This window comes from Gemmatimonadaceae bacterium (assembly GCA_019637445.1).
Classification (GTDB): domain Bacteria; phylum Gemmatimonadota; class Gemmatimonadetes; order Gemmatimonadales; family Gemmatimonadaceae; genus Pseudogemmatithrix.
This window is the reverse complement of sequence record JAHBVS010000002.1, coordinates 186,841-208,548: the sequence shown is the minus strand read 5'-3', so window position 1 is coordinate 208,548 and position 21,708 is coordinate 186,841. Positions and strand designations below refer to the sequence as shown.

Genomic DNA, 21,708 nt, shown 5'->3' with positions numbered 1-21,708 from the left:
ACCCCGCTGCTACCGCCGGCCGCGCTCGATGTCCCGCAGGATCTCGTCGATATCGCCGGAGGGTGGTCCGGAACGCGCTGCAGCCGCCTGCAGCGCGGCACGCTGGCGTTCCGAGCGCGCCTCTGCGGCCGCGCCGGCGAGTACACGCCGCGCCCAAAGCTCGGGGGATACGCCGTCGCGCTCGGCGGCCCGACGGAGGTCCGCCAACTCGTGGTCGTCCAGTGAAAGTTCAAATCGGTGCTGCATCGTTCTGCTATCCTGCCGCCAGCTCCAGTTCGGGAGCGGTCGGCGCAAATCGTTCTGGGTGGAGCAGTCGCGGGACCAACTCCTTGGCGATTGCCCGTACGACGGGCACCGCGACCGAGTTGCCGAACTGCCGATAGGCCTGCGTGTCCGAGACCGGGATGGTCATTTGCTTCCCCTCCCGCTTCTCGAACCCCATCAGTCGCGCGCACTCACGCGGCGTGAGCCGACGGGGATTCTTTCCTTCTTGGTGAATCAATATCTCGCTGCCATCCTTGTGGTACCGGGCGGACAGAGTTCGGGCGACGTCGTCCGGTCCGAAGACTGAACAACCGAATCCATTGCCCTTGTCGCGATGTTTCGCCGCGTACGCCTGCAGGTAGCCCCACAGGTGGTCGCTGAGCGTGTAGCGATCCGAGACCACCGTGCGGCCCCTGACGCGAGTCGTGTACGGCTCTTCCGGAGTCTCGTCGTGCTTGTGCAGGACGACGTCGCCCAAAGTCGGCGCATGCCGCGGCCGCTTGATGGCTTCAAAGTCGAAGCCAACGTTCAGCGACCTGCGGAACCCAACCAGAAAGACACGCTCCCGACGCTGCGGCACCCAAGACGCTGCGGAGATAACTCGGGTCTCGACTGTGTACCCAAGCTCCCGCAGCGCCCCTACGATGACCTGGAACGTGCGCCCGCCGTCGTGCCCCTGAAGATTCTTCACGTTCTCCAGCAGGAACGCCTTCGGTTTCTTCGCCTTCAGTATCTCGACGATGTTGAAGAAGAGTGTGCCTTGGGTCTTGTCGAGAAACCCATGCGCCCGGCCTAGGCTGTTCTTCTTCGACACCCCCGCCAGGCTGAACGGCTGACAGGGGAACCCCGCGAGGAGCAAGTCGTGGTCCGGAACCTCCTTGGGGTCCTTCTTCGTGATGTCGCCCCAGAGCTGGTGCCCGTCGGGAAAGTTCGCCGTGTAGGTTCTCGCGGCGTGGGCGTCCCATTCAGAAGTGAACACACAGCGGCCGTTCAGCTCCTCGAAGGGCCTCCGGAGGCCACCGATGCCGGCGAACAGGTCAATGAAGGTGAAGTCAGGCTGGCGCGGACGTTCGTCGCGTGCTAGTTCATCCTCGATGCTGCGGACCACGCCCCACTTTGGAGTCGACTCTCCAGCTACCCAGCGCCGAACGGTCCGCGGCTGCACGCCGAGGCGTTCGGCGAGTTCGGCTTGGGTCCAGAAGCGCAGCGCGTGGTGCACCGCGCGGAGTGCCGGATTCTCTTCGGTGGGAGACATGGCGGACAATATGTCCTCTGTTGTTCCCGCCGTCAATATTGCGATTCTCGATGCGGCCGCCTGAGGTCTCCATGAAGTGGAAGTCGCTAACGAGTCAGTTCATAGGCATCGCGTGGAAGCGACTCACGGATCACGAAGTCGACCCGAGAGTCTCGCATGGACATGAATTCCAAGGAGTCGCTTCTCTGCGCGCTTTGCTCGGATCCGACTCCCGGATGGATGTTCCTGCAACGTTTGTCGTGCTGGACGACGACGCAGAACGCTCCATCACGGTTCCTGCAACGGTGAGCTGGTACGACTCTCGGGCGAAGGACACCACGCGATCGGCAGAGTGGCGCCTCTACTACTCCAAGGGCGCGGGCGCGATTCAGTCGCGAATGACCGCCGGCGACCTCATGGTCATAGGCGTTCGCCCGAAAGGTGAGATAGCGGTACTCCTAGCTCGCGCAGGCTCGTCAACCGAGCTTCAACTACGGACGCTATTCGACCTGGGGCCGGTCTCCACTTCTGCCGTAGAGGTGAGGCGGTTCCTAGAAGGCGAGTCACTAGACTTTGTTGCTGCTTCCTTGCTTGAGCGACTGGGGCTCGGCCGGCCCGATCTCGAGCAGACTGCGGAGGCGAGTCAAGCTGCGAGAGTGGCCGAAAGACTCATTGACATGTATTCCGACCGACTGCCGTCCGGCAATGATGTCTCGAGCCTAGTTGCCGAGCACGTTGTCGACGTTGACCCGATTGCCGATCCCGATCACGCTCTAATTAGGTGGATTGAGACTGAAGCCGCCGCATTTCGCCAGTGGGAGGATTGCCTCATCGAGCGGCGCCTGCAACTCGGGTTCAGGACTTCCGGTGACGCGATCGACGTGGGTGCGTTTCGATCCTTCGCTATGACGTTGCGGCAGAGCCGCGTCTCGAGGGCCGGTGGGGCACTTCAGAATCACGTCGCCCGGATTCTGCTCGCGCATCGAATCGAGTTCGAGCCGCAGGCAAAGACCGAGAAAGGCGAGACGCCAGACTTTCTCTTTCCCGGAGCGAAGGCCTACGCGGACACCAGTTATCCCACGGCGAGCCTGCGCCATCTTGCGGCGAAGTTCACGGTTAAGGAACGCTGGCGCCAAGTACTCAACGAAGCCGCGAGAATCCCGCAGAAACACCTCCTGACAGTCGACGCCGCAGTCACGGAACCGACACTCGACGCGATGCTTGCGTCCGGAGTCAGCCTGTGCGTCCCGGAGCTGATCGCGCGGCGCTACCCCAGTTCACTGGGCTCGCGACTCGTGTCCGTTCGCGAATTGCTTGAAGGTCCCCTTAGCGTACACCGCCAAGAGCGCTGATCGTCAGTCTGTGCTCGGTTGCATGTCCACGGTCAGCACTGCTCGCATTCCCGTGCCTCAAGGCAACTCGCGGCCAATCGAAGATGTGCAGCGCTGGTACTCCCTACTGGTTGCTAACGCGGTTTACCTCGCGCATGCAATCAGCCCTCCGGCTTAGTTGCGCTTCTGCGCGCTCGCCGGGTTGGAGCAGGCGACCCGGCTGGACCAAACTCTTCCATCAGCTCTCGCAACTCATCGTGTTCCGCAGAGAGCCGAGCAAGCATCTCCTGCGCCTCCTTGCCGCCCAGTTCAATGGCGTCGGCCAATCGTGAGTCCGTGGCTCCAGAGCCGCCAGTCGCGAGAATCATGGCTGCGAGCAGTTCAAGGTTGCGTGTGCGCGAGACTCTCAATACCTCTGTCCACTCGACGGCAACCATTCTCGCGTCATGAGTCTGGAATCCTTGAGGACGGCTGCCGATCAGGAATCCCTTCAGACTGGCGCTAGAGTAATGCTGCTCGAACCAAGCCATGTAGTCCGACAATTGCTGTCTGTTCGCGATCGTCAACTCCTCTTGAGGATTCTTGAGTTCGACAATTACGATCTGTCTCTCCTCGGGACTGGACATGAAGACGAAATCGGGACGATTCTGATCCGGAACTGTCGCGAGTGACCTGCGACCTGTCGGCACCTGACCACTCGCCTCCGCTCGCGTCAATGCGGTTCGCAGGCTCTCATTGGCTGTCAACACCGCCAAGTCAGGCTCTACGATCCAAGGAAACCGCGTGATAAGCTTCTGCAAGTCCGTCTCGACTCCATGATGTACGAAGTCGTGAAGCCTTGAGAGAGCGAAAGCACGCTGAGCAAAGACAACCGCGAGGTTCAGCGACTCCGGCACCGCCGCGGTCGATAGCCGCGAAATTAGGTCCGTGAAGCCCTGCGGGGGCATCTTTCCTGACGCGCCCAACGAGCTCCACAAGTCCTTGACCAAACGGCGCATAGGCTTCTGCACCCACGCGTCCGAAATCGTCGCTACAAGTTGCTCCTTGCCTTCCTCGTCAGCCCCAAAGGACGGAGTAATGCGACTCACAAGCTCGACAATCTGCTCTTGCTCCGCGTCCGTGACCTTGGCCGCTCCGCCTGACTCGACCGCTGCCTTCACCAACTCTCGGTTGCGGCCCTTCTCCTCCTTCTCGCGCCACTCTGCGAAGTCCGCAATCCAGCGACGGACAGCTTCTTGACCCCAGATGAAGAGATCCTGCACCTCCGCCGAGTCCCAGTTCACGCTGGTGCGATCCGTTGAAATGAGATCTTCAGGCAGCTCGTCGAGCCAATCTGCCTCGACTACAGCGTACATGTAGCGCGTCCAGATCTCTTTGCCCTTGACGCCAAAGAAGAAGGGTCGATCCTGTGCAATTTTTCCGTGAGCGTAGACCCCGACGCCAGCGGCATCCTGAGGCCAGCTCGCCTTGCCGGCGAATCCGGCCCACGCGCGCACCTCGCGTCCACCCACATGGACGGCTTCTACGCCAACCGGCGGAACGCGGAACTCGAGTCTCGGCAGCGATGTCTCAACTGTAGCCTTCTTCTGGTTCACGTGAACCACGAAACCCCGGTCGAGCGCGACGGTGAATCGCTCGCCGAGCGAACTCAATAGTGCGGCCTCGGGAATCGCGCGCGCGAGACTCAAATCGGTCATCAGCACAAGTGTTCCAGATCCGGCCTTCCCGAGACTATCGGCCCATTGCTGGACCTGTCCTGTGTCATCGGTGCGAGGCGGAATCGACAGTGGCCATGCCGCGTCGACAATAACCTCGGGAGGATACTCTACCTGCCCTTCACCTTTTCCTAGTAGATCTGGGAGGCGGAACCTCAGCCAAGTAGCCAAGCCTGGACGCTGCTTCGATCCCTTCGGCCGCGTCACGACATCAACTGTGCGTGCAATCCCAAACGGTGCGAGCTTTCCGATGCCTTTCCGTCCCATTAAAGGCCTTCCGCCTCTACTCCGCTCGCTGGCACTTCTACGCTTCGGCAGGCCGACGACCAGATACTGCCTCGCGAGGTCGTCACGGCTCATTCCGACACCCGAATCATGAACAGCAATCCATTCCTTGCCCGAGTCGCTGGAAAGATTGATTCGCACTGACTCAGCATCCGCGTCCCACGAGTTCGAAACGAGTTCGGCGATGACCCTGGTCGGTCGATTCTGATACAGCTTGAGACCGAGATGCTCTACGACGTTGTGGCTAAAGCGAAGCAGGAGAGGCGAATTCACGAGAGTCAGCCTTTGAGTAGGTGCGCCAGACGGCCGGCCACGACTTCCACGAGCTTCGCTGGGACGGCGTTCCCGATCTGCCGCTCAATCGTTCCGTGAGAACCCACGAACTTGTAGGTAGGGGGAAACGACTGAAGAACCGCAGCCTCGCGAAGAGTGAGCCCTCGATTCCGATCCGGATGCACGAATCGGCCACAGCTAACGGTGGTGCATCGGGTGGTGATGGTGGCGCAGGGTCCCGTTGATCGAATGCGACCATAAGCCTCAGCCGCGGAACGTGAGTCCAGCCGCTGGTGGCACTTGAGCTGCAGGTGCTTTGGCAAGTCGAATCGCGATCCGTTCTGTGGGATTAGATTGACGCGCCGTTGTACCATCGCCGAGAGCTTTCGAGGGCGATCCAAGAGTTCATCCTGGCCTTCGAGCTTCAGCATGCCCCTCAGAATCGCTGCCGCGCTCCGAACACGCTGCGCGACGGGCGTCCAGAAGTCTTCTCCCAGTCCATCGCTATGACCCTTTAGGGCGACGAGGATTAGTCGACGCCGCTTCTGGGGGACGCCGAACTGAGCGGCGTTCAGCACCCGCCAATCCACGTCGTACTCACGAGCACGGAGTCCTTTAACCAAGTCCTTGAAGCCATTGGACGTCGCGACCCCTGGGACGTTTTCAAACATGACGGAGGTAGGTTCGAACGCGTCGACCCACTCCACTGTCGACCGAACTAGCTCTGAGCCAAGTCTTCTGTCCTTGCTCCTGCTTAGGCTGGAGTACGGCTGACACGGTGGACAGGTCTTCAGAAGCGCGAGTTCCCCTGGAGCAAGGTAAAGCGCATCGCGAACTGAGCATGGGCTTAGCTCGCGGATGTCAGCTACTTCAACTTGCGTTCCAGCATGATTTGCGCAGTACGACGCCGCCGCTTCGGCGTCAGAGTCTACGGCGTAGACTACCTGGAAGCCGGCTCCGCGTAGTCCCGCTGTCGCGCCCCCGGCGCCGGCGAACAGATCAACAGCCTTCAAAGTCTGCATCGCGATCCCGAGGGCAGTGGGCTTGTTGGCTGGCTGTGCGCAGTCAGAGTGCATGCAGGTGCGAGGTCGCGCAAGCCCAACACGAAGGCGGACCGGTCCCCGAGGACCGGCCCGCCGTTGATCGCCCTAGGCCGCGAATCTACCTCAGCCGCACTCGCTGAACCCACAGACGTGGCACTTCACGCAGCCCTCAGCGAACTCCAGCTGCGACCCGCAGTCGGGGCAGGTCCCGATGAACGCATCCCCGCTGTTCACCGCCTCGAACTGCATCTGCATCCCACCGGCCGCCGACACTGGCGCAGCCTTGGGCGCAGGCGCGGGAGCAGCCGGGATCTGCTGCTCGGCCGTCGTCGTGAGCAGCTCCTGCTGCACGCCCTGCTTGGAGCGCATCCAGTCCTCGAGCGCGAGACCGATCGCGTCCGGCACCGAGAGCACCTTGTTCGGGCCCAGGCCCACGGCGCGATCCGACGAGATGCCGCGCAGCTGACGGTGCACCTGCTGGATCGGAATCCCCGAGCGCAGCGCGAGTGACACGAGGCGCCCCATCGCCTCGGCGTCAGCCATGGCCGAGCCACCCGCCTTACCGAGGTTGATGAAGACCTCGAAGGGCTGACCCTTATCGTCCTCAGTGATGTGCACGAACATCGTGCCCAGCGGCGTCTCCTTGCGGATGGCCGTGGACTTGAGGACGTCCGGGCGCGAGCGCTTCTGGCGGCGCTGGAGATTCTCGGCTTCAGCATCGAACAGCAGCTTCTGCAGGCGATCGTTGGCGGCGCTCAACTCACCGATGCGCTCGTTGAGGTCGGCGAGCTCCTGACGCGCGGCGGCGTCATCCGCCTTCCCATCACGCTTGGCCGCGGCCTCGGCGGTTGCACCAGTCGAGAGCACCTGGCCATCGCGCGAGCCGTCGCGGTAGACCGTGACGCCCTTGCACTTCATCTCGTAGGCCTGCTCGTAGATGGCGCGGACGTCTTCCTTCGTCGCGGTGTGTGCGAAGTTGGTGGTCTTGGAGATGGCCGAGTCGCAGTGGAGCTGGAAGGCGCCCTGCATCTTGATGTGCCACTCGGGCGCGATGTTATTGGCCGTGGCGAAGACCTGCTGCCACTTGGCCGGTACTTCCGGCTGAATCACCGAGCCGGTCTTGGCGATGCGCTCCATCAGCGCGTCGGAGTACCAGCCTTCCTTCTTGGCGATGGCGACGAAGTCCTCGTTCACGTCGGGCATCATCACGCCGGCCTGGTTGCGCATGAAGGCCACGGCGAAGAGCGGCTCGAGGCCCGACGAGCAACCGGCGATGATGGAAATCGTGCCCGTGGGCGCGACGGTGGTGACGTTGCAGTTGCGGAGCTTCTGCTCGGGACGGATGCGGTTGCCCGCCTCGTCACGCGCAGCCGTAGCATCGGGACCCCAGATCGACTGCGCCCACTCGGGGAACGCACCGCGCTCCTCGGCCAGCTGCTGCGAGGCCTTCTTGGCCTCGACGTCGACGAACTCCATGACCTTGCGGCCGAACTCCACGCCTTCCGGGGAGTCATAGACGATGCCGAGACGGATGAGCGCGTCGGCGAAACCCATCACGCCGAGGCCGATGCGGCGGATGCGCTTGCTGAGCGCGTCGATCTCCGGCAGCGGGTACTTGTTGGCGTCGATGACGTTGTCGAGGAAGCGCGTCGAGAGGTGGATGTCCTTGGCGAAGGCCTTCCAGTCCATCTTCCCGTTCTCGACGTAGAACCCGACGTTGATCGAGCCGAGGTTGCAGACGTCGTACGCGAGCAGCGGCTGCTCGCCGCAGGGGTTCGTGGCTTCGTAGGCGCCGAGGTGCGGCACCGGGTTGTACTTGTTGGCCTCGTCGATGAAGAACACGCCGGGCTCGCCGGTGCGCCAGGCACCGTCGATCATCTTGTCCCAGACCATCTTCGCGTCGAGCTGGCCCGTCACCTTCTTGCTGATGGGATCGATGAGGTCATAGGAGCCGCCGGCCTTCAGCGCCTCCATGAACTTCGTGGTGACCGCGACGGAGATGTTGAAGTTCGTGATCTTCGTCAGGTCTTCCTTGCAGGTGATGAACTCCATCACGTCGGGGTGGTCGACGCGCAGGATGCCCATGTTGGCGCCGCGGCGCGTGCCGCCCTGCTTGACGGCGTCCGTGGACGCGTCATAGAGCTGCATGAAGGAGATGGGGCCGCTGGCAACGCCGGTGGTGGAGCGCACCATCGATCCGCGCGCCCGCAGACGCGAGAACGAGAAGCCCGTGCCGCCACCCGACTGGTGGATGAGCGCCATCGAGCGCAGCGTGTCGTAGATGCCGCTGTGGCCGTTGGACAGCGCGTCGTCGACGGGCAGCACGAAGCAGGCCGAGAGCTGGCCGAGCGGGCGGCCGGCGTTCATCAGGGTCGGCGAGTTCGGCTCGAAGCGCCGCTGCGTCATCAGTTCATAGAACTGATTGGCGGTCTTCTCGATCTGCTTGTCGGTCGCCCCGTACTTGCGGTCGGCCTCCGCGATCGTCGTCGCGACGCGCCAGAACATGTCTTCTGGCGTCTCCACCGACTTGCCGGACTTGTCCTTGACCAGGTAGCGCTTCTCGAGAACGGTGCGGGCGTTCTGCGAGAGCGTGGCCGGCGTGGCGGGAGGATTCGCGGGGAGGGGCATTTCGTACTTCTCCAACAGAAAGGTATGGGGCCGAACCTGAGGGGTTCCGGCAATGTCCGATACGCGGACTGTCCGGCTCAGGGGTTGAGGGCGTCCAAGCTACCGCACACGAGATTCCGCGCAAGAACTTTGGAACGCCTTCACTGACAAGCACTTACGAGCAAGCAATCACGAAACGGTCACGCCTTCGGAATTATCCACGCGGTTTCCACTGTCGCTTCACCCGACCACTTTGACGACAGCGACACGACACGGAAACACCCTCTCGTGATGATCACTCAAATGTTTACACAGCAATGACTTACGACTGCAGTCCCTGTGGCGATTTTCGGGGCATTTTCGCAGGGGGGAGGAACGTATCCCGATTGATCCGGCAATGCTAGGGCTTGCTTCGAGGCACTAGTTCGACTTCGTGATTCTTGGATTCGCAACTTCAGTGCGTGTAACGGATGGATATGTGTTGGGACGGTTCGGTGTGGATGCCACAGAGTGGCTGTGTTGAAGTTCAAGCGGTGGTGGGCGTCACGGACGCCTGCCACCGCGTGTTCGTTCTGACCATGGCGTTGACGATGACGAGCAGGTGCCGGAGGCAGGCGGTGAGCGCGACCTTCTTCGGCTTGCCGGCGGCGACCAGCCGCTGGTAGTGGGCGCTGAGCACCGGGTTCTTGTGCGCGGCGGTCAGCGCCGCCATGTACAGCCCGGTGCGCACGTCCGCACGTCCGCCGCGGATCCGCCGTTGGCCGCGCCAGCGCCCCGACTCCTGCGCGAAGGGCGCCACGCCGACCAGCGCGGCGATCTCCTTCCCCGAGAGCGCGCCCAGCTCGCCGAGCCGCGCGATGAGCAGCCGCGCCGTCTGCGGCCCGATGCCGGGCACCGAGCGCAGCAGGTCCTCCTTCGCCCGCCACGCCGGCGAGTCCTGGATCCAGCGGTCCGTCTCGTCCTCCAGCGCATCGAGCGCCCGCTTGAGCGCGCGGATGGTCTGCTTCACGCTCGGGAGCACGCTGCGCCGCGCCACCGTGAGCCGGTTCTGCTCCATCGTCAGCATCTCGACCAGCTGCTGCCGCCGCAGCACCAGCGCGCCGAGCTCCTGCGTCGCCGCGTCCGGCAGGGGCCGCGGCTCGGGCTTGACCGCCGCCGCGAAGCGCGCGAGCAGCGCCGCGTCCAGCCGGTCCGTCTTCGCCAGCTGGCCCACGCTCTCCGCGAAGCGCCGCACCTGCCGCGGGTTCACGACCGCCACCGGCAGCCCCGCCGCCACGAGCGCGCTCGTCACGCGCCCGTGGTAGGCGCCCGTCGCCTCCAGCACGACCAGCGCCGGCCCGAGGGCCGCGAGCCGCGCCACCGTCGCGGCGATGCCCGCCGCGTCGTTCGCCTCAGCCCACGTCACGCCGCCGTCCGTCGCCCCGTCGAGCGCCGTGGAGCTCACATCGATCCCGACATACGCCATCGTGCCCTCGCCGCGTGGGGATCGCGCGCGCCCGGTCTTGCGCCATGCGGGCTCCAGGCCCCAGCGGCTGTTCGGGCTTCCCGCGATCGGTTCGACGGCGCCCCCACTCTGTGACGGGCTCGACCGGCCCCTGACACGATGCTCGGGCTGCCGCCGCCCCGATGATGTACCACGTACCTTGGGAGACATACAAGGCACAGAGACACAGAGGGGACCGCGAACGGCCGACCCTCTGTGTCTCTGTGTCTCTGTGTCTCTGTGTCTCTGTGGCAAACTTCTGCGCTCCGATCTACCGGTGCGCTTCCTTGAGACGCACGTAGGTCTCGTAGCCGCGCGCTACGCGCTGGCGTTGTTCGTCGTTCAGGGGGCGCAGCACCTTCGCGGGGACGCCCACGACGAGTGAGTGCGCAGGGATCACCAGGCCCTCTGGCACTACTGCGCCGGCGGCAACCAGGCTGCCGGCTCCCACCACTGCATCGTTGAGCACGATCGCGCCGATGCCGATGAGGGCGCCGTCCTCGATGGTGCAGCCGTGCACGACGGCTCGGTGGCCGATCGTCACGCGCGCGCCGACGCGGCAGGGCTTGCCCGGGTCTGCGTGCAGCACCGCCCCATCCTGCACGTTCGACTCGTCACCGACGGCGATGGCATCGCGGTCGCCGCGCAGGACCGCCGTCGGCCACACGCTCGCGTGCTCGCCCAGCGTCACATCGCCAATCACGACCGCGCTCGCGTGCACCCAGGCCGTCGCCGGCACCTGCGGCGCGCGGAACAGATGCGGGGCGAAGTCGCGATACTCCTGGCCCATCAGAACGTGCTCCCGAAGGTGAGGTAGACGGAGCGGCCGGTGATCGCGGCGTCGCCCCCGTGCACCGGAGCGGCGTAGCCGAGCCGGATGCGGTACAGCACATCGTATTGCAGCGCGGCATCGAAGATGAGTTCGCCGCCCGCCGAGGCAATCCACGACTGCCCCGGGCGTGAGAGGCCGCAGAAGCGCGAGTCGGGGATGCGCTCCGAGCACCAGGCACTGCCGGCGTCCGCGAAACCGATCAACGACAGCTTCTGCACGTTCGCCGGCACGAGCCCGACACCGCGTCCGACCCGTGTCAGCGGCGCTCGGTACTCGGCGTGCAACGATGCGGCGCGGTTGCCCACCTGCGCGCCGGGTCGGAATCCGCGCACGAAAAAGTTGCGGCGCTCGCTGCCAAGCGCGTAGCCGGGCAGGATGGTCAGGGTGCCGCCGCTCACCCCGCCGATGTCGTACAAGCTGCTGGAGTAGATGCCGGTCGCGCCGTGCGCCGCGCGCAGGGCGAGCACGTGGCGGGCGAAGCCTGGGAACGGAAGCGACTTCGCGACGCTCAGCTCGGCGATGGCCTCGTTCGTCGCCGCGCCATCGCGGCCCTCGGTGAAGCGGCGCCGCAGAAGAACCTGCCCCGCGACGCCGTCCTCCACGCTCACGGAGAGTCCGGGGCGCTGCATCGTCGAGAATCCCGTGACCAATGCAACGCGTGGCAACACGTCCAGATCAAGCAACTCTTGCGACCCAAGCAGCTGCAGCAGCCCCTCGGGATCCGTCTGGTAGGAGCGGAGCACGAGCTCGGTGGCAACCAACGCATACGTGCTCAAGCGCACACGAGGCCGCGAGAGGAATGCCGAGAGCGTCGCCGTGCGGTCGTAGCGCGACAGGGTGCCCACGCGCGCACCGGACGTGTTGGTGATGGCGCCGTGCGACCACACGTCCTCGTAGCTCGCGCTGAGCACGGGATTGCCCCAGCCCGCATAGTCGTAGCCCGCTCGGATTGTGGTCCGCGGCGCCTTCACGTCGCGCATGTAGGTGATATCCCAGCGATGCCGGCCAACCACGTCCACTCCGCCGGCGAGGAACCCGACGTTCGCGCTGGCGTCGACGGTGCTCTCGATGGCGGGCAACCACCACATCGGATGCGCCGTCAGTCCGGGCTGGTAGCGCTCCAATGACGGGTTGAGCGGCGGCGCATCGTCGAGGGGCACGCGGTCAGCCGTCGTGTCCGCAGGCGGCGGACCAGCGGGCAACGCGCCCAACGCCGGCATCGGCCGCGTGACCACTGCCCAGCCCTCGGCGCGCAGTTCCACCGCAGCAATCTCCCGTCCATCCGGCGAGACGCTCGGATGCCGCAGCGCCGTCGCCGTGCGCCAGAGCTTGGCATACGCGCCGCTGCGCACATCGCCGCGGTAGATGCTGGGCACGCCGTCGTGGTCGCTGGCGAAGAGAATAGTCGTGTCGCCGGGCATCCACACCGGAGCAGAGACGATCGCCAGCCGGCCCTCTCGATCCGTGGCGCGCGGTGCGAAGCGCTGAAATTCGCGGCCGGTGCTGTCCATCAGCACCACCGCCGTGCGTCCACCGAAGTCCCAGCGGACCGCGGCGATACGCTTGCCGTCATTCGACAGGCGCGGCTCGGTCCAGTTGCGGGTCAGGCTGCCAGCGGCGAGTGTGCGCGGAAACGGATAGTCGCGCTCGAGCAGCACGAGGTCCGTGGTGCCGGGGCGCGTCTGCACGGCGACGATGCGCCCGCTGGCAATGTGCGCGTCAGGATGCGCGAGTCGTTCGCCGCGGGTGAAGGCGCGGTGCCAGATGCCGCGCTGCACGAAGAGATCGCTGCGGATCGTGTAGGGGTCGCGGCGCTCGTATTCGGCCGAGAGGGCGAGTCCATCGTCGAGCAGCGTGTTGGCGTCCACGCTGTTGCGTCGACCGCTACGGTTGCACCGCCCTGATGCGGTGGCCTCGCAAAGCGCGGGCGTTTGCCGCTGGTTGTCCGCCACGTAGAGCAACGAGCCATCGGCGGCGTAGCGCGGGAACTGGGCGACCCAGTTGGCGGGCGCGACAATCTGGACATCGTTCTCGGAGCCCAGGGCGCTTCGGCCATCAGCATTGGCGAGGCCGCTTTGGCCTCCCGCGGTTGCGGATTGCCCGGCGCTTCGTGTGGCCGCGTACACGGAGTCCCGCCAGCCGTTGTAGATGCCGGTGAAGCTCGTGCCAAACGCCTCGCGCGCGCTCTTGTCGAGGCGCCAGGGATTGATACGCCCGCTCATCCGGTCGAAGAGTCTCGCCATTGCCTCCGCCGGAGAATGCTGCGGATCAAGGCGCACGGCTCGGTCCGCGATGTAGGCACCGAGCAGGTACGGCGTGTTGCCGCCAGGATAGAACGGACGCCCGGTCACGATGGCGTCGAGCGGCGGCAGGGCATCCTCGAGGGCCAGGGCGCGCACCGCCGCGGGAAACTCGGCGCCGGCGAGCCGCCCGCCACCGGTCAGGCGTGTCTCGTAGTGGACGGCCACCCCCTCGAGCAGCCAGTTCGGCGCGTAGGTGTGCGGGAAGAGCGGCGCCGCCCGACCGAAGATGCGTTGCGCAAGCTTCCACCATCCGCCCACGCGATCAAGCTGGAAGATGTGCGCCATCTCGTGCGTGACGACGAGGCGGTTCCAGTCGACGTGGTTGCGCAGCGCGGGCTCGTCCACCGGCGGGCGTGCATAGATGACGATGCGATTCGACGGATAGGGCGTGGCGTGGCCGTTTGCCCAGTCGGCATTGTCCGCCACGACGATGTCGACGACACCCCGCGGGGTCGGCAGCTCGAGCGCCAGGCGGCGGTAGGCCCAGAGCGCGTTGGCCAGCGTTCGGTACGCGAGGTCTTCGGTCTCGAGCGTGAAGTGCACCCGGATCTCTTCGGTGCGCAGGGTGCGCCACTCGAGGCCTGGGTGCACCTGGGCCTGCACCATTGATCCGGCGCCGGCATTGACGAGCATCCCGACGGCAATCGCCGCGGCAGCTCTCACGAGGGCGTTCGCGCCCAAGGCACGGGCAGCGACGCCCGTCGAGCGGGCGGCGCTGCGAATCGGTGGGGGAGACATCGCGCGAATGCTACACCGCCATCTGACACTTGGGGCAGCGCGTGTTCGTTGGGAGGGCAACGAGGGGGTCGTTGGCGGCTCCGCTGCTCGGAAGGGAGGGCGGCGGCGCCTTATTCTCGGTGTGGCCGTCCTCTCCCCTCCCCCCTCCACGGCCCGTATATTCGCCGAGCCGTCCCCTCCTGCCCCGTATCCGTGATCCGTTGCAGCTTCTGCGGCCGTGACAACGACGCCTCCCTGAAGTTCTGCCAAGACTGCGGCAAGCCAGTCGTGGCCAGTGGTGCGCGCGTGATCCCCGTCCCCGGCATGCCAGTTGCAGCAAGTTCGAGCGGCGCCTCGTCCCGGGCGCCGAACCCTATGGATATCACGCTTCCCGACACGCGCATCTCACGCCAACCGGCCACGGGCCAGGGCGGCGGCGCCGGCATGAAGACCCCCTGCCGGCTCTGCGGCACGCCCATCGACCCGGCGCTGCCCTTCTGCCCGCGATGCGGTGCGCGGGCCAACGAAGGGCCGCCTGCTCCCGACGTGAGCGTGATGCTCTGTGGGTCCTGCGGCAATGAGGTCACCCCGGGTGTCGACGTCTTCTGCGCCCGCTGCGGCACGCGCGTCGCGCACACGGCCGAACCGCCCTCGGCGTCGCCGGGCACGGCGGTGTTCTCCGCGCGCGCGACGCATCAGGGCCCGACAATCGCCATTCTCGATTCGGCGGGCCAGCCGGCGCGCACGTGGATGATGGATGGCCCCGAGGCCACCATTGGCCGCGCCGACGGCGAGATCCGCTTCGGCGACGACGTCTACATGAGCCCGGTGCACGCACAACTGTCGTTCCGCGACGGGCAACTGTTCCTGCGCGACCTCGGGTCGCGGAACGGCACCTGGCTTTACCAGCAGGAGCCGTACAAGCTGCAGGACGGCGACACCATCCTCGTGGGTTCGCAGATCATCCGGTTCCGCCGCCTCGGCTTCCCCGGCCCGAATCCGCCGGAGGCCGATGCCACGCGGCGCCTTGGATCCGCCGTGCCAAGCGCTGACGTCGCGGTCGTGCAGCAGCTGCGCGCCGACGGCTCGGCGCGCGACTCCTGCCATCTCTCGCCAGCGCGCTCGGTCGTGATTGGCCGCACGGACGGCGATTGGCTGTTCCCCTACGACCAGACGATGAGCGGACGCCACGCCGAAGTGCGCAGCGAGGACCTTGACTTCATCGTGCTCGACCTTGGCAGCCGCAATGGCGTTGCCGTGGCAGTGCGAGGCGAGCGTCCGGTGAAGGCCGGCCAGCGCATCCTGCTCGGCGACCAGACCCTGCGCGTGGAGAGCCTGTGAGCGAGCAAAAGGTCTGTCCGACCTGCGGCACCGAGTATCCGCTGAGCGAGCGTTTCTGTCCGCGCGACGGCACGGCGCTGCGCTCGTCGAATGCCAGTGGGGACCTGCTGGGCTCGGTGATCGCCGACCGTTACCACATCATGAAGAAGCTGGGCGAGGGCGGGATGGGCACGGTGTACCTCGCCGAGCACGTGAAGATGGGTCGCAAGAGCGCGCTGAAGGTGATGAACCCGGGGATGAACAGCGACCCCGATGCCATTGCGCGCTTCAATCGCGAGGCGTCGAATGCGTCGCGGCTCAGCCATCCGAACATCTGCGGCATCTACGACTTCGGCGAGACCAGCGAGGGGCTGATCTACCTCGCGATGGAGTTCATCGAGGGCAAGCCGCTCACCGACTTTATCGAGGAAGGCAACGGGCTCGAGCCGGCGCGGGCGGCGAGCATCGTGCACCAGACGGCCGACGCGCTGCAGGTGGCGCACGACGCGGGGATCGTGCATCGCGACCTGAAGCCCGACAACATCATGGTCGCCAAGAACCGTGATGGCTCGGACCTCGTGAAGGTCGTGGACTTCGGCATCGCGAAGGCGAGTTCCAGTGATGCGCAGAAGGTGACGAAGACCGGCCTGGTGGTCGGGACGCCCGAGTACATGAGTCCCGAACAGTTGTCGGGCGACAAGCTCGACGGGCGCAGCGACATCTATTCGCTGGCGCTGGTGGCGTTCAATGCGCTGACGGGCACGCTGCCCTTCCCGAGCGAGACGGCGCAGGAGGCGATGATCATGCGCCTGACGGATCGGCCGCGGACATTGGCCGAGATGCGCAGTGACATCGCGTGGCCGGCGCAGGTGCAGTCGGTGCTCGACAAGGCCTTGGCGCGCGATGCTGCCGAGCGCTACCAGAGTGCGGCGACGTTCGGGCGCGACTTTGCCGAGGCGCTGAGTGCGATGCCGTCGGTGGCGGCGACGGCGGGCGCGACGGCGGTGATCGGGGCGCAGTCGGCGTCTGCCGGTGCGCCGCCGGTGCGACAGAGTGCGAAGACGGCGGCGATGCCGGCGACGCGCGTGGCGCCGAAGTCTCCGGACCGGGCGTCGTCGGCGACGCCGGTGGTGCCGGAGAAGAAGTCCAAGCTCGTGCCGATGATCGGCGGCGTGGCGGCCGTGGCGGTGTTGGGCTACTTCGGGTACTCGCAGTTTGCGAAGCCGGGGACGGACCCATCGACCGCGACGCCTGGCGCGCAGACAAACACGGCGCAAGCGCCGGACTCGCAGGCAGGCGGGGCCCCAGTGCCGCCTGCGGGTGGTGGCACACAGAACATGAACAGGCCGCTGGACGGTGGGACCAAGGTTCCGGAGACGAATACGCGGCCGGCGGGGAATCCGGGCACGACGCCGACTACGACACCGGGCACCACCCCCGCGCGCGACGTGGATGCGGAGTTGCTGCAGACCTGGCGCGACCGCTTCCTCGGCAACGTGGACAGCGCCGATGCGCCGGTGCTCGGGCAGCGCGCGAGGCGTGAAGTGGAACCGATGCTCGATCGCCTCTCGGGCACCAAGCTCGAGAACGCGCAGTTCGTGCTCTTCTACGCCGCCCTGCTGCGCGATGACGACGTCGGTGTCTGCCGCCACGCGCCCCAGGTGCTGGCCTCGTCGCTCTCGGACCTCGAGAAAGGGATGGCACGGCAGATGCGCACCGCCTACGGGTGCCCTCCGTGACCAACATCACCATCCCCCCGTCACCCATCGCCTCGCGGCCCCGTGGCCCCGCACATAGAATGTGCGGGTCCCCTGTCCTCCCTCCCTGCACTCCCACTCCGTGACGGGCAACTCCCCTTCCGGCGGCACGGTCACCATCCACGTCTTCGGACGCACGGATGTCGGTCGCACGCGTGAGCACAACGAGGACACCTTCGCGGTCGCGGACCTGACGACGTTCAATGCGTCGTTGCAGCCGGAAGTGCGCACGCACACCGCCGGCGAGCGCGGCACGCTGTTCATGGTCGCCGACGGCATGGGCGGCGCGGCCGCCGGCGAGATCGCCAGCTCGATGGCCGTCGAGGTCATCCTCCGCGAACTCGACCAGCGCTGGCGCAACGTGCAGGCCACCGACGCAGAGACCTTTGCGCACGCGCTCAAGGGCGCGACGGACTCGGCCAACTCGTCCATCCACAGCTACGCGCAGCAGCATCCGGAGAACCGGGGGATGGGCACGACCGCGACCATCGCCGGCTTCCTCGGCGATTCGCTGTACCTCTGCCAAGTGGGCGACTCGCGCGGCTACATCGTGCGCAACGGCGAGGCCATCCAGATCACGAAGGACCAGTCGTTGATGCAGAAGCTCATCGAGGCCGGCGAGATGACGCCGGAGGAAGCCGAGGTGAGCGAACGGCGCAACATCATCCTGCAGGCGCTGGGACCGGAACCGCGCATCAAGGTGGATCTGACCTCGCAGCAGGTGATGCGGGGCGACGTGCTGATCCTCTGCTCGGACGGGCTCTCGGGCCAGGTGCGGGCGCCGGAGATCGCGCAGGTGGTGCGGGAGGAGAAGGACCTCGTCGATGTCTGTCGGCGCCTGATCGACCTCGCCAACGAGGCGGGTGGCCCGGACAACATCACGGTGGTGGCGGCGCGCTTCGAGGGAGACGGGTTGCCGACGCAGGGGGGCGAGGCGCCGGAGCACCGCGTGTATCGCGGCTCGCAGGAGCGGGCGACGGTACCGATCGACCGCGCGTCGATCCCGCAGCTCAGCGCCGTGGACGAGGACGAGCCGACGATGGACGAGTCGGAGATACCGACGCTCGAACTCGAGCCCGTGAAGCCGCAGGGGGCGCAGGTGGTCGGCCGCGCGGGTGACGGCCCGACGGTGCGCATCGCGCCGGCGCCGGAGCCGAAGGTGCCGGCCGGTGGGCGAATTCCCGTGAGTACGCTGCGTTGGTTCTTTGGCGCGCTGACCGGGATCGTCATCCTGATGATGTTGATCAGCTGGCTGCGCGACTGATGGCTATCGAGCTCCGCATCACCAGCGGCGCACGAAGCGGGGCACGCGAACGCTTCGACAAGGCAGTGGTGGCCATCGGGCGACATCCGATCAACGACCTGCGCTTCGACGTGGACCGCGATCTCGAGGTCTCGTCGCGGCACGCGGAGATCCGGGCGGTGGAGGGCCGGCACCTGCTGGTGGATATCGGTTCCACCAACGGCACTTTCGTGAATGACAAGCGCCTGAGCGGCGAGCACGAGCTCAAGGACGGCGACGTCATCCGCTTCGGCGGCGAGGGTCCGACTGCGGAGTTCCGCGTGGCGGCCTCGGCCGCCGCGGGCGCCGCACCGTCCACCAAGCTCTCCACGCCATCCAAGGGCGCGCCCAAGCAGGGCCAGGGCCGCTTGGGGACGGAAGTCCGCGTGGCGATGGCGGTGGAGAAACAGACGGGCGCGCTGAAGCGATTCGTGATCGGACTGACGGCAGTCGTCATCGTCGGCGCCGGGGCCGCCGTGTGGATGACGCAGAAGACGGCCGCCGAGGGCCGCGCGCAGTTGCAGGCGCTGCTGGCGGCCAATGATTCGCTGTCCCGCGCGCTGGAGCGCAAGCTGGAGGAGACGGGCATCGCCGACGCCTCGCTGGCGGCCGCGCGGGCTGAGACGGAGCGCATCGCCTCGGAGCTGCGGGCGCAGCAGGCGCGTGGTGGCGACGTGGCGCCGTTGGCCGCCGAGATGCGGGACCAGCAGGCGCGCACGGCCCGCATCGCGGCGATGGACTACGGGACGATCGCCGCCGCGAACCAGCCGGCCGTGGTCTTCCTGGCCGTGGAGTTTGCGGACGCCACGCTGGCCAGCGGCACCGGGTTCAACGTCCTCGAGAGCGGCCTGATCGTCACGAACCGCCACGTGGTGCAGCGGGAGGACGGCACGCGGGCGCAGCGTATCGCAGTGGCCTTCGATGGGACCAGCGGCGAGTGGAAGCGCGCGAGCATCGAACTGGTGAGCGCGACGGACGAGATTGCGCTGCTGCGTATCACGACCAGTGGCCGTTACCCGGTGGTGCGCGGCGTGGCCCGCAACGGTGCGGCCACACGACTCGGCGCACCGGCGGCGATCCTCGGCTACCCGCTGGGCACCGGGCTCGAGGGAATGGGCGGCAACATCAACACCCTGCGCCCCACCGCCACGCTCAGCGTGGGCACGGTAAGCCGTATCCTCGCCGAGACGGTGCAGCTCGATGCCTTTGCGGCGCAGGGATCCAGTGGCTCGCCAGTCTTCGACAGCAACGGCCACGTGATGGGCGTGATCTACGGCGGCGCCACGGAAAGTGGGGGGCGCATCGTGTACGCGGTGCCGTCGAGCCGCTTGGCGTCCATGCTGCCGATGGACGCGCTCGAGATTCTGCGCTAGGGCTTCGGCGCCTCGCGAGGCGGCTGCGGATCGCGCGGCCGCAGCGTCTGCCGCGCGGTCTCGCGCTCCAACTGCTGCATCGTGCGCAGCGTCATCGGAACTAGCCGATCAAGTCCGCCGGCGGGGTCAGACGCGGGCACCGTCGTGCTGACCACGCGCATCTCGAAGCCGCGGGCCGCCGTGAGATCGCGGATCTGTACCAGGCGCACGACGCTGTCCCGTGCGGGGATCAGCGTGAACGAGATGATGAGGTCGGCGTCGAGCCGTTCCTGCACCGCGTTGACGGTGCGCGAGGACGCGAGTGCCGCGGTCACGGAGTCCTGCGCGACCGCGACATAACGCGGGTGAGTGTCGATGGCGCGGCGCAGCGTGTCCACCAGCGTCGCCGCGACGGCGTCGAGATCGGGGCGACCCCGTGAGGAGCGCGGCGGTGCGATCACCACACGGCGCGGACCGCGCAGCAGCGGTGGCTCGCGAACCTCGGGCGGCGCAAGGCGGAAAGCCGTTGCCCCTTCGCGCGGACCATCGCGCGGACCGTCGCGCACACCCACGCGCGGCGTCTCGGCGACCTCGGGCACGACCGTTGACAGGACGTTCCCGGCCACCTGCAGCGCGGCATTCACGCCGGCCGCGACCTCCTGTGCCTCGGCGGCGTCAAGCGCCTGCCGGCGCAGGAGCGAGTCGAGGACCATGCGTTGTACCTGCACGCGGATGGAATCCGCCACAAGCAGGTTGTTGCGCGCATCGTCGCGACGGCCACGCGTGGTCGTCGGCGTGGGCCGCGCCGCCATCCGCTCGCTCACGGCGTTGGCAATTGCGATGGAGTCTTCACGTGTGAGCAATGCCGCGGTCGGCGCCCAGGCTTGCAGGGACTCCGCTGCGGCCAGCGAGTCGCGCAGTTGCGTCACGACGGCCTCGGAGCCCTGTCGCTGCCCCATCGCCCACGCGGCCGCAACAAGCGCGAGGCCGACCAAGGCCGCGACGGCGGTCTGCGCCCGCTGCCGTCGCGGGCGCGGCATCGCCCGGAAGGCCGCCGTCTCACCCGAGAGCGGAATGCCATCCAGCGCCTCGACCACCGCCTGCGCGCTGGCCGGCCGCTCGGAGGGCAGCTTGGCGAGCAACTGGCGCACCAGCGCGGCCAGCGGCGCCGGCACATCCGGCCGGATCTTCTCGATGGGCTCGGGATCGCGCGTGAGCTGCGCCGCCATCGTCTGCTGCGGCGAGGCCTCCTTGAACGGCACCTTGCCCGACAGCAGTTCGTAGGCGAGCAGGCCCAACGCATAGAGATCCATGCGATGGTCGGCGGCGGGGTCCGCCGCGATCTGCTCCGGCGCCATATACGCCGGCGTGCCAATTGCCATGCCGGCGCTTGTGTAGCCGGAGGTCGGCATCGCCGCCGAGATGGCCTTGCTCACGCCGAAGTCGGTGACCAGTGCGTGAGTGCCCTGCACCAATACGTTGCCCGGCTTGATATCGCGGTGCACCACGCCGAGCCCGTGCGCGTACTCAAGGCCCTCGGCCACCTCGCGCATCAAGCGGATGACATCCTTTGGCGAGTAGGTCTCGCCGCGGGCCAGTGCGTCGCGCAACGAGTGCCCGTTGATATAGGGCATCGTGTACCAGATCAGCGCGCCCTGCTCACCGGCGGAGAGCAGCGGCACGATGTGCGGATGCTGCAGCTGCGCGGCGACCTGGATCTCGCGGCGGAACCGCTCGTGGTTCACGCCCGCGGCGAGCTCGGGCGGCAGCACCTTCACGACCACCTTGCGGCCCAGCGCCGTGTCCGTGGCCACGAACACTCGACTCATCCCGCCACCAGACAGCTCCCGCTCGAGCGTGTAGCCCGGGGCGAGTGCGTCCTGCAGGGTCTGGGTGAAGTCGTCGGTCAA

General features: G+C 66.6%; 14 protein-coding genes. 5 read left to right on the top strand and 9 right to left on the bottom strand.

The features are described from left to right. Positions 1–9: 9 nt before the first annotated feature. Together KF709_11130 and dcm are read right to left on the bottom strand one after the other, a co-directional pair. A complete protein-coding gene (locus KF709_11130) occupies positions 10–246 on the bottom strand; it encodes a hypothetical protein (protein ID MBX3174957.1) in 237 nt (78 codons plus the stop codon). 7 nt (positions 247–253) lie between these two features. Continuing rightward, positions 254–1,519: a DNA (cytosine-5-)-methyltransferase gene (gene dcm, locus KF709_11125; GenBank protein ID MBX3174956.1), complete on the bottom strand. Its 1,266-nt coding sequence runs from the start codon at positions 1,517–1,519 to the stop codon at positions 254–256. A gap of 71 nt (positions 1,520–1,590) precedes the next feature. Here dcm and KF709_11120 point away from each other — a divergent pair, with 71 nt between their 5' ends. Further along, complete coding sequence (locus KF709_11120) at positions 1,591–2,850, top strand: hypothetical protein (protein MBX3174955.1); 1,260 nt, start codon at positions 1,591–1,593, stop codon at positions 2,848–2,850. A 140-nt stretch (positions 2,851–2,990) separates the two neighbouring features. On the opposite strand, the gene KF709_11115 is transcribed toward KF709_11120, so the two are convergent. The 6 genes from KF709_11115 to KF709_11090 all read right to left on the bottom strand — a co-directional run bounded on the left by KF709_11115 (position 2,991) and on the right by KF709_11090 (position 14,108). Continuing rightward, positions 2,991–5,102, bottom strand: a complete 2,112-nt coding sequence (locus KF709_11115; protein ID MBX3174954.1) for an ATP-binding protein — start codon at positions 5,100–5,102, stop codon at positions 2,991–2,993. Between the two features lie 5 nt (positions 5,103–5,107). After that, positions 5,108–6,124 (bottom strand): DNA cytosine methyltransferase, encoded by a 1,017-nt coding sequence (locus KF709_11110; GenBank protein ID MBX3174953.1) that lies wholly within the window; start codon positions 6,122–6,124, stop codon positions 5,108–5,110. A gap of 144 nt (positions 6,125–6,268) precedes the next feature. Further along, positions 6,269–8,773 (bottom strand): vitamin B12-dependent ribonucleotide reductase, encoded by a 2,505-nt coding sequence (locus KF709_11105; protein MBX3174952.1) that lies wholly within the window; start codon positions 8,771–8,773, stop codon positions 6,269–6,271. Between the two features lie 505 nt (positions 8,774–9,278). Beyond that, complete coding sequence (locus tag KF709_11100; GenBank protein ID MBX3174951.1) at positions 9,279–10,217, bottom strand: IS110 family transposase; 939 nt, start codon at positions 10,215–10,217, stop codon at positions 9,279–9,281. Between the two features lie 289 nt (positions 10,218–10,506). Further along, positions 10,507–11,025 carry a gamma carbonic anhydrase family protein gene (locus KF709_11095; protein MBX3174950.1) on the bottom strand — a complete coding sequence of 173 codons (519 nt, stop codon included), beginning with the start codon at positions 11,023–11,025 and terminating at the stop codon, positions 10,507–10,509. Next, complete coding sequence (locus KF709_11090) at positions 11,025–14,108, bottom strand: hypothetical protein (protein ID MBX3174949.1); 3,084 nt, start codon at positions 14,106–14,108, stop codon at positions 11,025–11,027. The genes KF709_11095 and KF709_11090 overlap by 1 nt, the downstream gene beginning before the upstream one ends. A 192-nt stretch (positions 14,109–14,300) precedes the next feature. On the opposite strand from KF709_11090, the gene KF709_11085 reads away from it, so the two are divergent. The 4 genes from KF709_11085 to KF709_11070 all read left to right on the top strand — a co-directional run bounded on the left by KF709_11085 (position 14,301) and on the right by KF709_11070 (position 19,819). Further along, complete coding sequence (locus KF709_11085) at positions 14,301–15,428, top strand: FHA domain-containing protein (protein ID MBX3174948.1); 1,128 nt, start codon at positions 14,301–14,303, stop codon at positions 15,426–15,428. Then, the gene (locus tag KF709_11080) at positions 15,425–17,146 is read left to right on the top strand and encodes a protein kinase (protein ID MBX3174947.1); all 1,722 of its coding nucleotides are present in this window, start codon (positions 15,425–15,427) and stop codon (positions 17,144–17,146) included. The genes KF709_11085 and KF709_11080 overlap by 4 nt, the downstream gene beginning before the upstream one ends. A 100-nt stretch (positions 17,147–17,246) precedes the next feature. Beyond that, positions 17,247–18,428: a Stp1/IreP family PP2C-type Ser/Thr phosphatase gene (locus KF709_11075; protein ID MBX3174946.1), complete on the top strand. Its 1,182-nt coding sequence runs from the start codon at positions 17,247–17,249 to the stop codon at positions 18,426–18,428. After that, the gene (locus KF709_11070; GenBank protein MBX3174945.1) at positions 18,428–19,819 is read left to right on the top strand and encodes a trypsin-like peptidase domain-containing protein; all 1,392 of its coding nucleotides are present in this window, start codon (positions 18,428–18,430) and stop codon (positions 19,817–19,819) included. The genes KF709_11075 and KF709_11070 overlap by 1 nt, the downstream gene beginning before the upstream one ends. Here the strand turns inward: KF709_11070 and KF709_11065 are convergent. Next, positions 19,816–21,708: a serine/threonine protein kinase gene (locus tag KF709_11065; protein MBX3174944.1), complete on the bottom strand. Its 1,893-nt coding sequence runs from the start codon at positions 21,706–21,708 to the stop codon at positions 19,816–19,818. The genes KF709_11070 and KF709_11065 overlap by 4 nt on opposite strands.

Bases quoted from the DNA above. Each gene is read 5' to 3' on its own strand.
- KF709_11130 (MBX3174957.1), bottom strand. From the start codon at position 246: ATGCAGCACCGATTTGAACTTTCACTGGACGACCACGAGTTGGCGGAC.
- KF709_11090 (MBX3174949.1), bottom strand. From the start codon at position 14,108: ATGTCTCCCCCACCGATTCGCAGCGCCGCCCGCTCGACGGGCGTCGCT.
- KF709_11070 (MBX3174945.1), top strand. From the start codon at position 18,428: ATGGCTATCGAGCTCCGCATCACCAGCGGCGCACGAAGCGGGGCACGC.
- KF709_11120 (MBX3174955.1), top strand. From the start codon at position 1,591: ATGAAGTGGAAGTCGCTAACGAGTCAGTTCATAGGCATCGCGTGGAAG.
- KF709_11095 (MBX3174950.1), bottom strand. From the start codon at position 11,025: ATGGGCCAGGAGTATCGCGACTTCGCCCCGCATCTGTTCCGCGCGCCG.
- KF709_11110 (MBX3174953.1), bottom strand. From the start codon at position 6,124: ATGCAGACTTTGAAGGCTGTTGATCTGTTCGCCGGCGCCGGGGGCGCG.
- KF709_11100 (MBX3174951.1), bottom strand. From the start codon at position 10,217: ATGGCGTATGTCGGGATCGATGTGAGCTCCACGGCGCTCGACGGGGCG.
- KF709_11105 (MBX3174952.1), bottom strand. From the start codon at position 8,773: ATGCCCCTCCCCGCGAATCCTCCCGCCACGCCGGCCACGCTCTCGCAG.
- dcm (MBX3174956.1), bottom strand. From the start codon at position 1,519: ATGTCTCCCACCGAAGAGAATCCGGCACTCCGCGCGGTGCACCACGCG.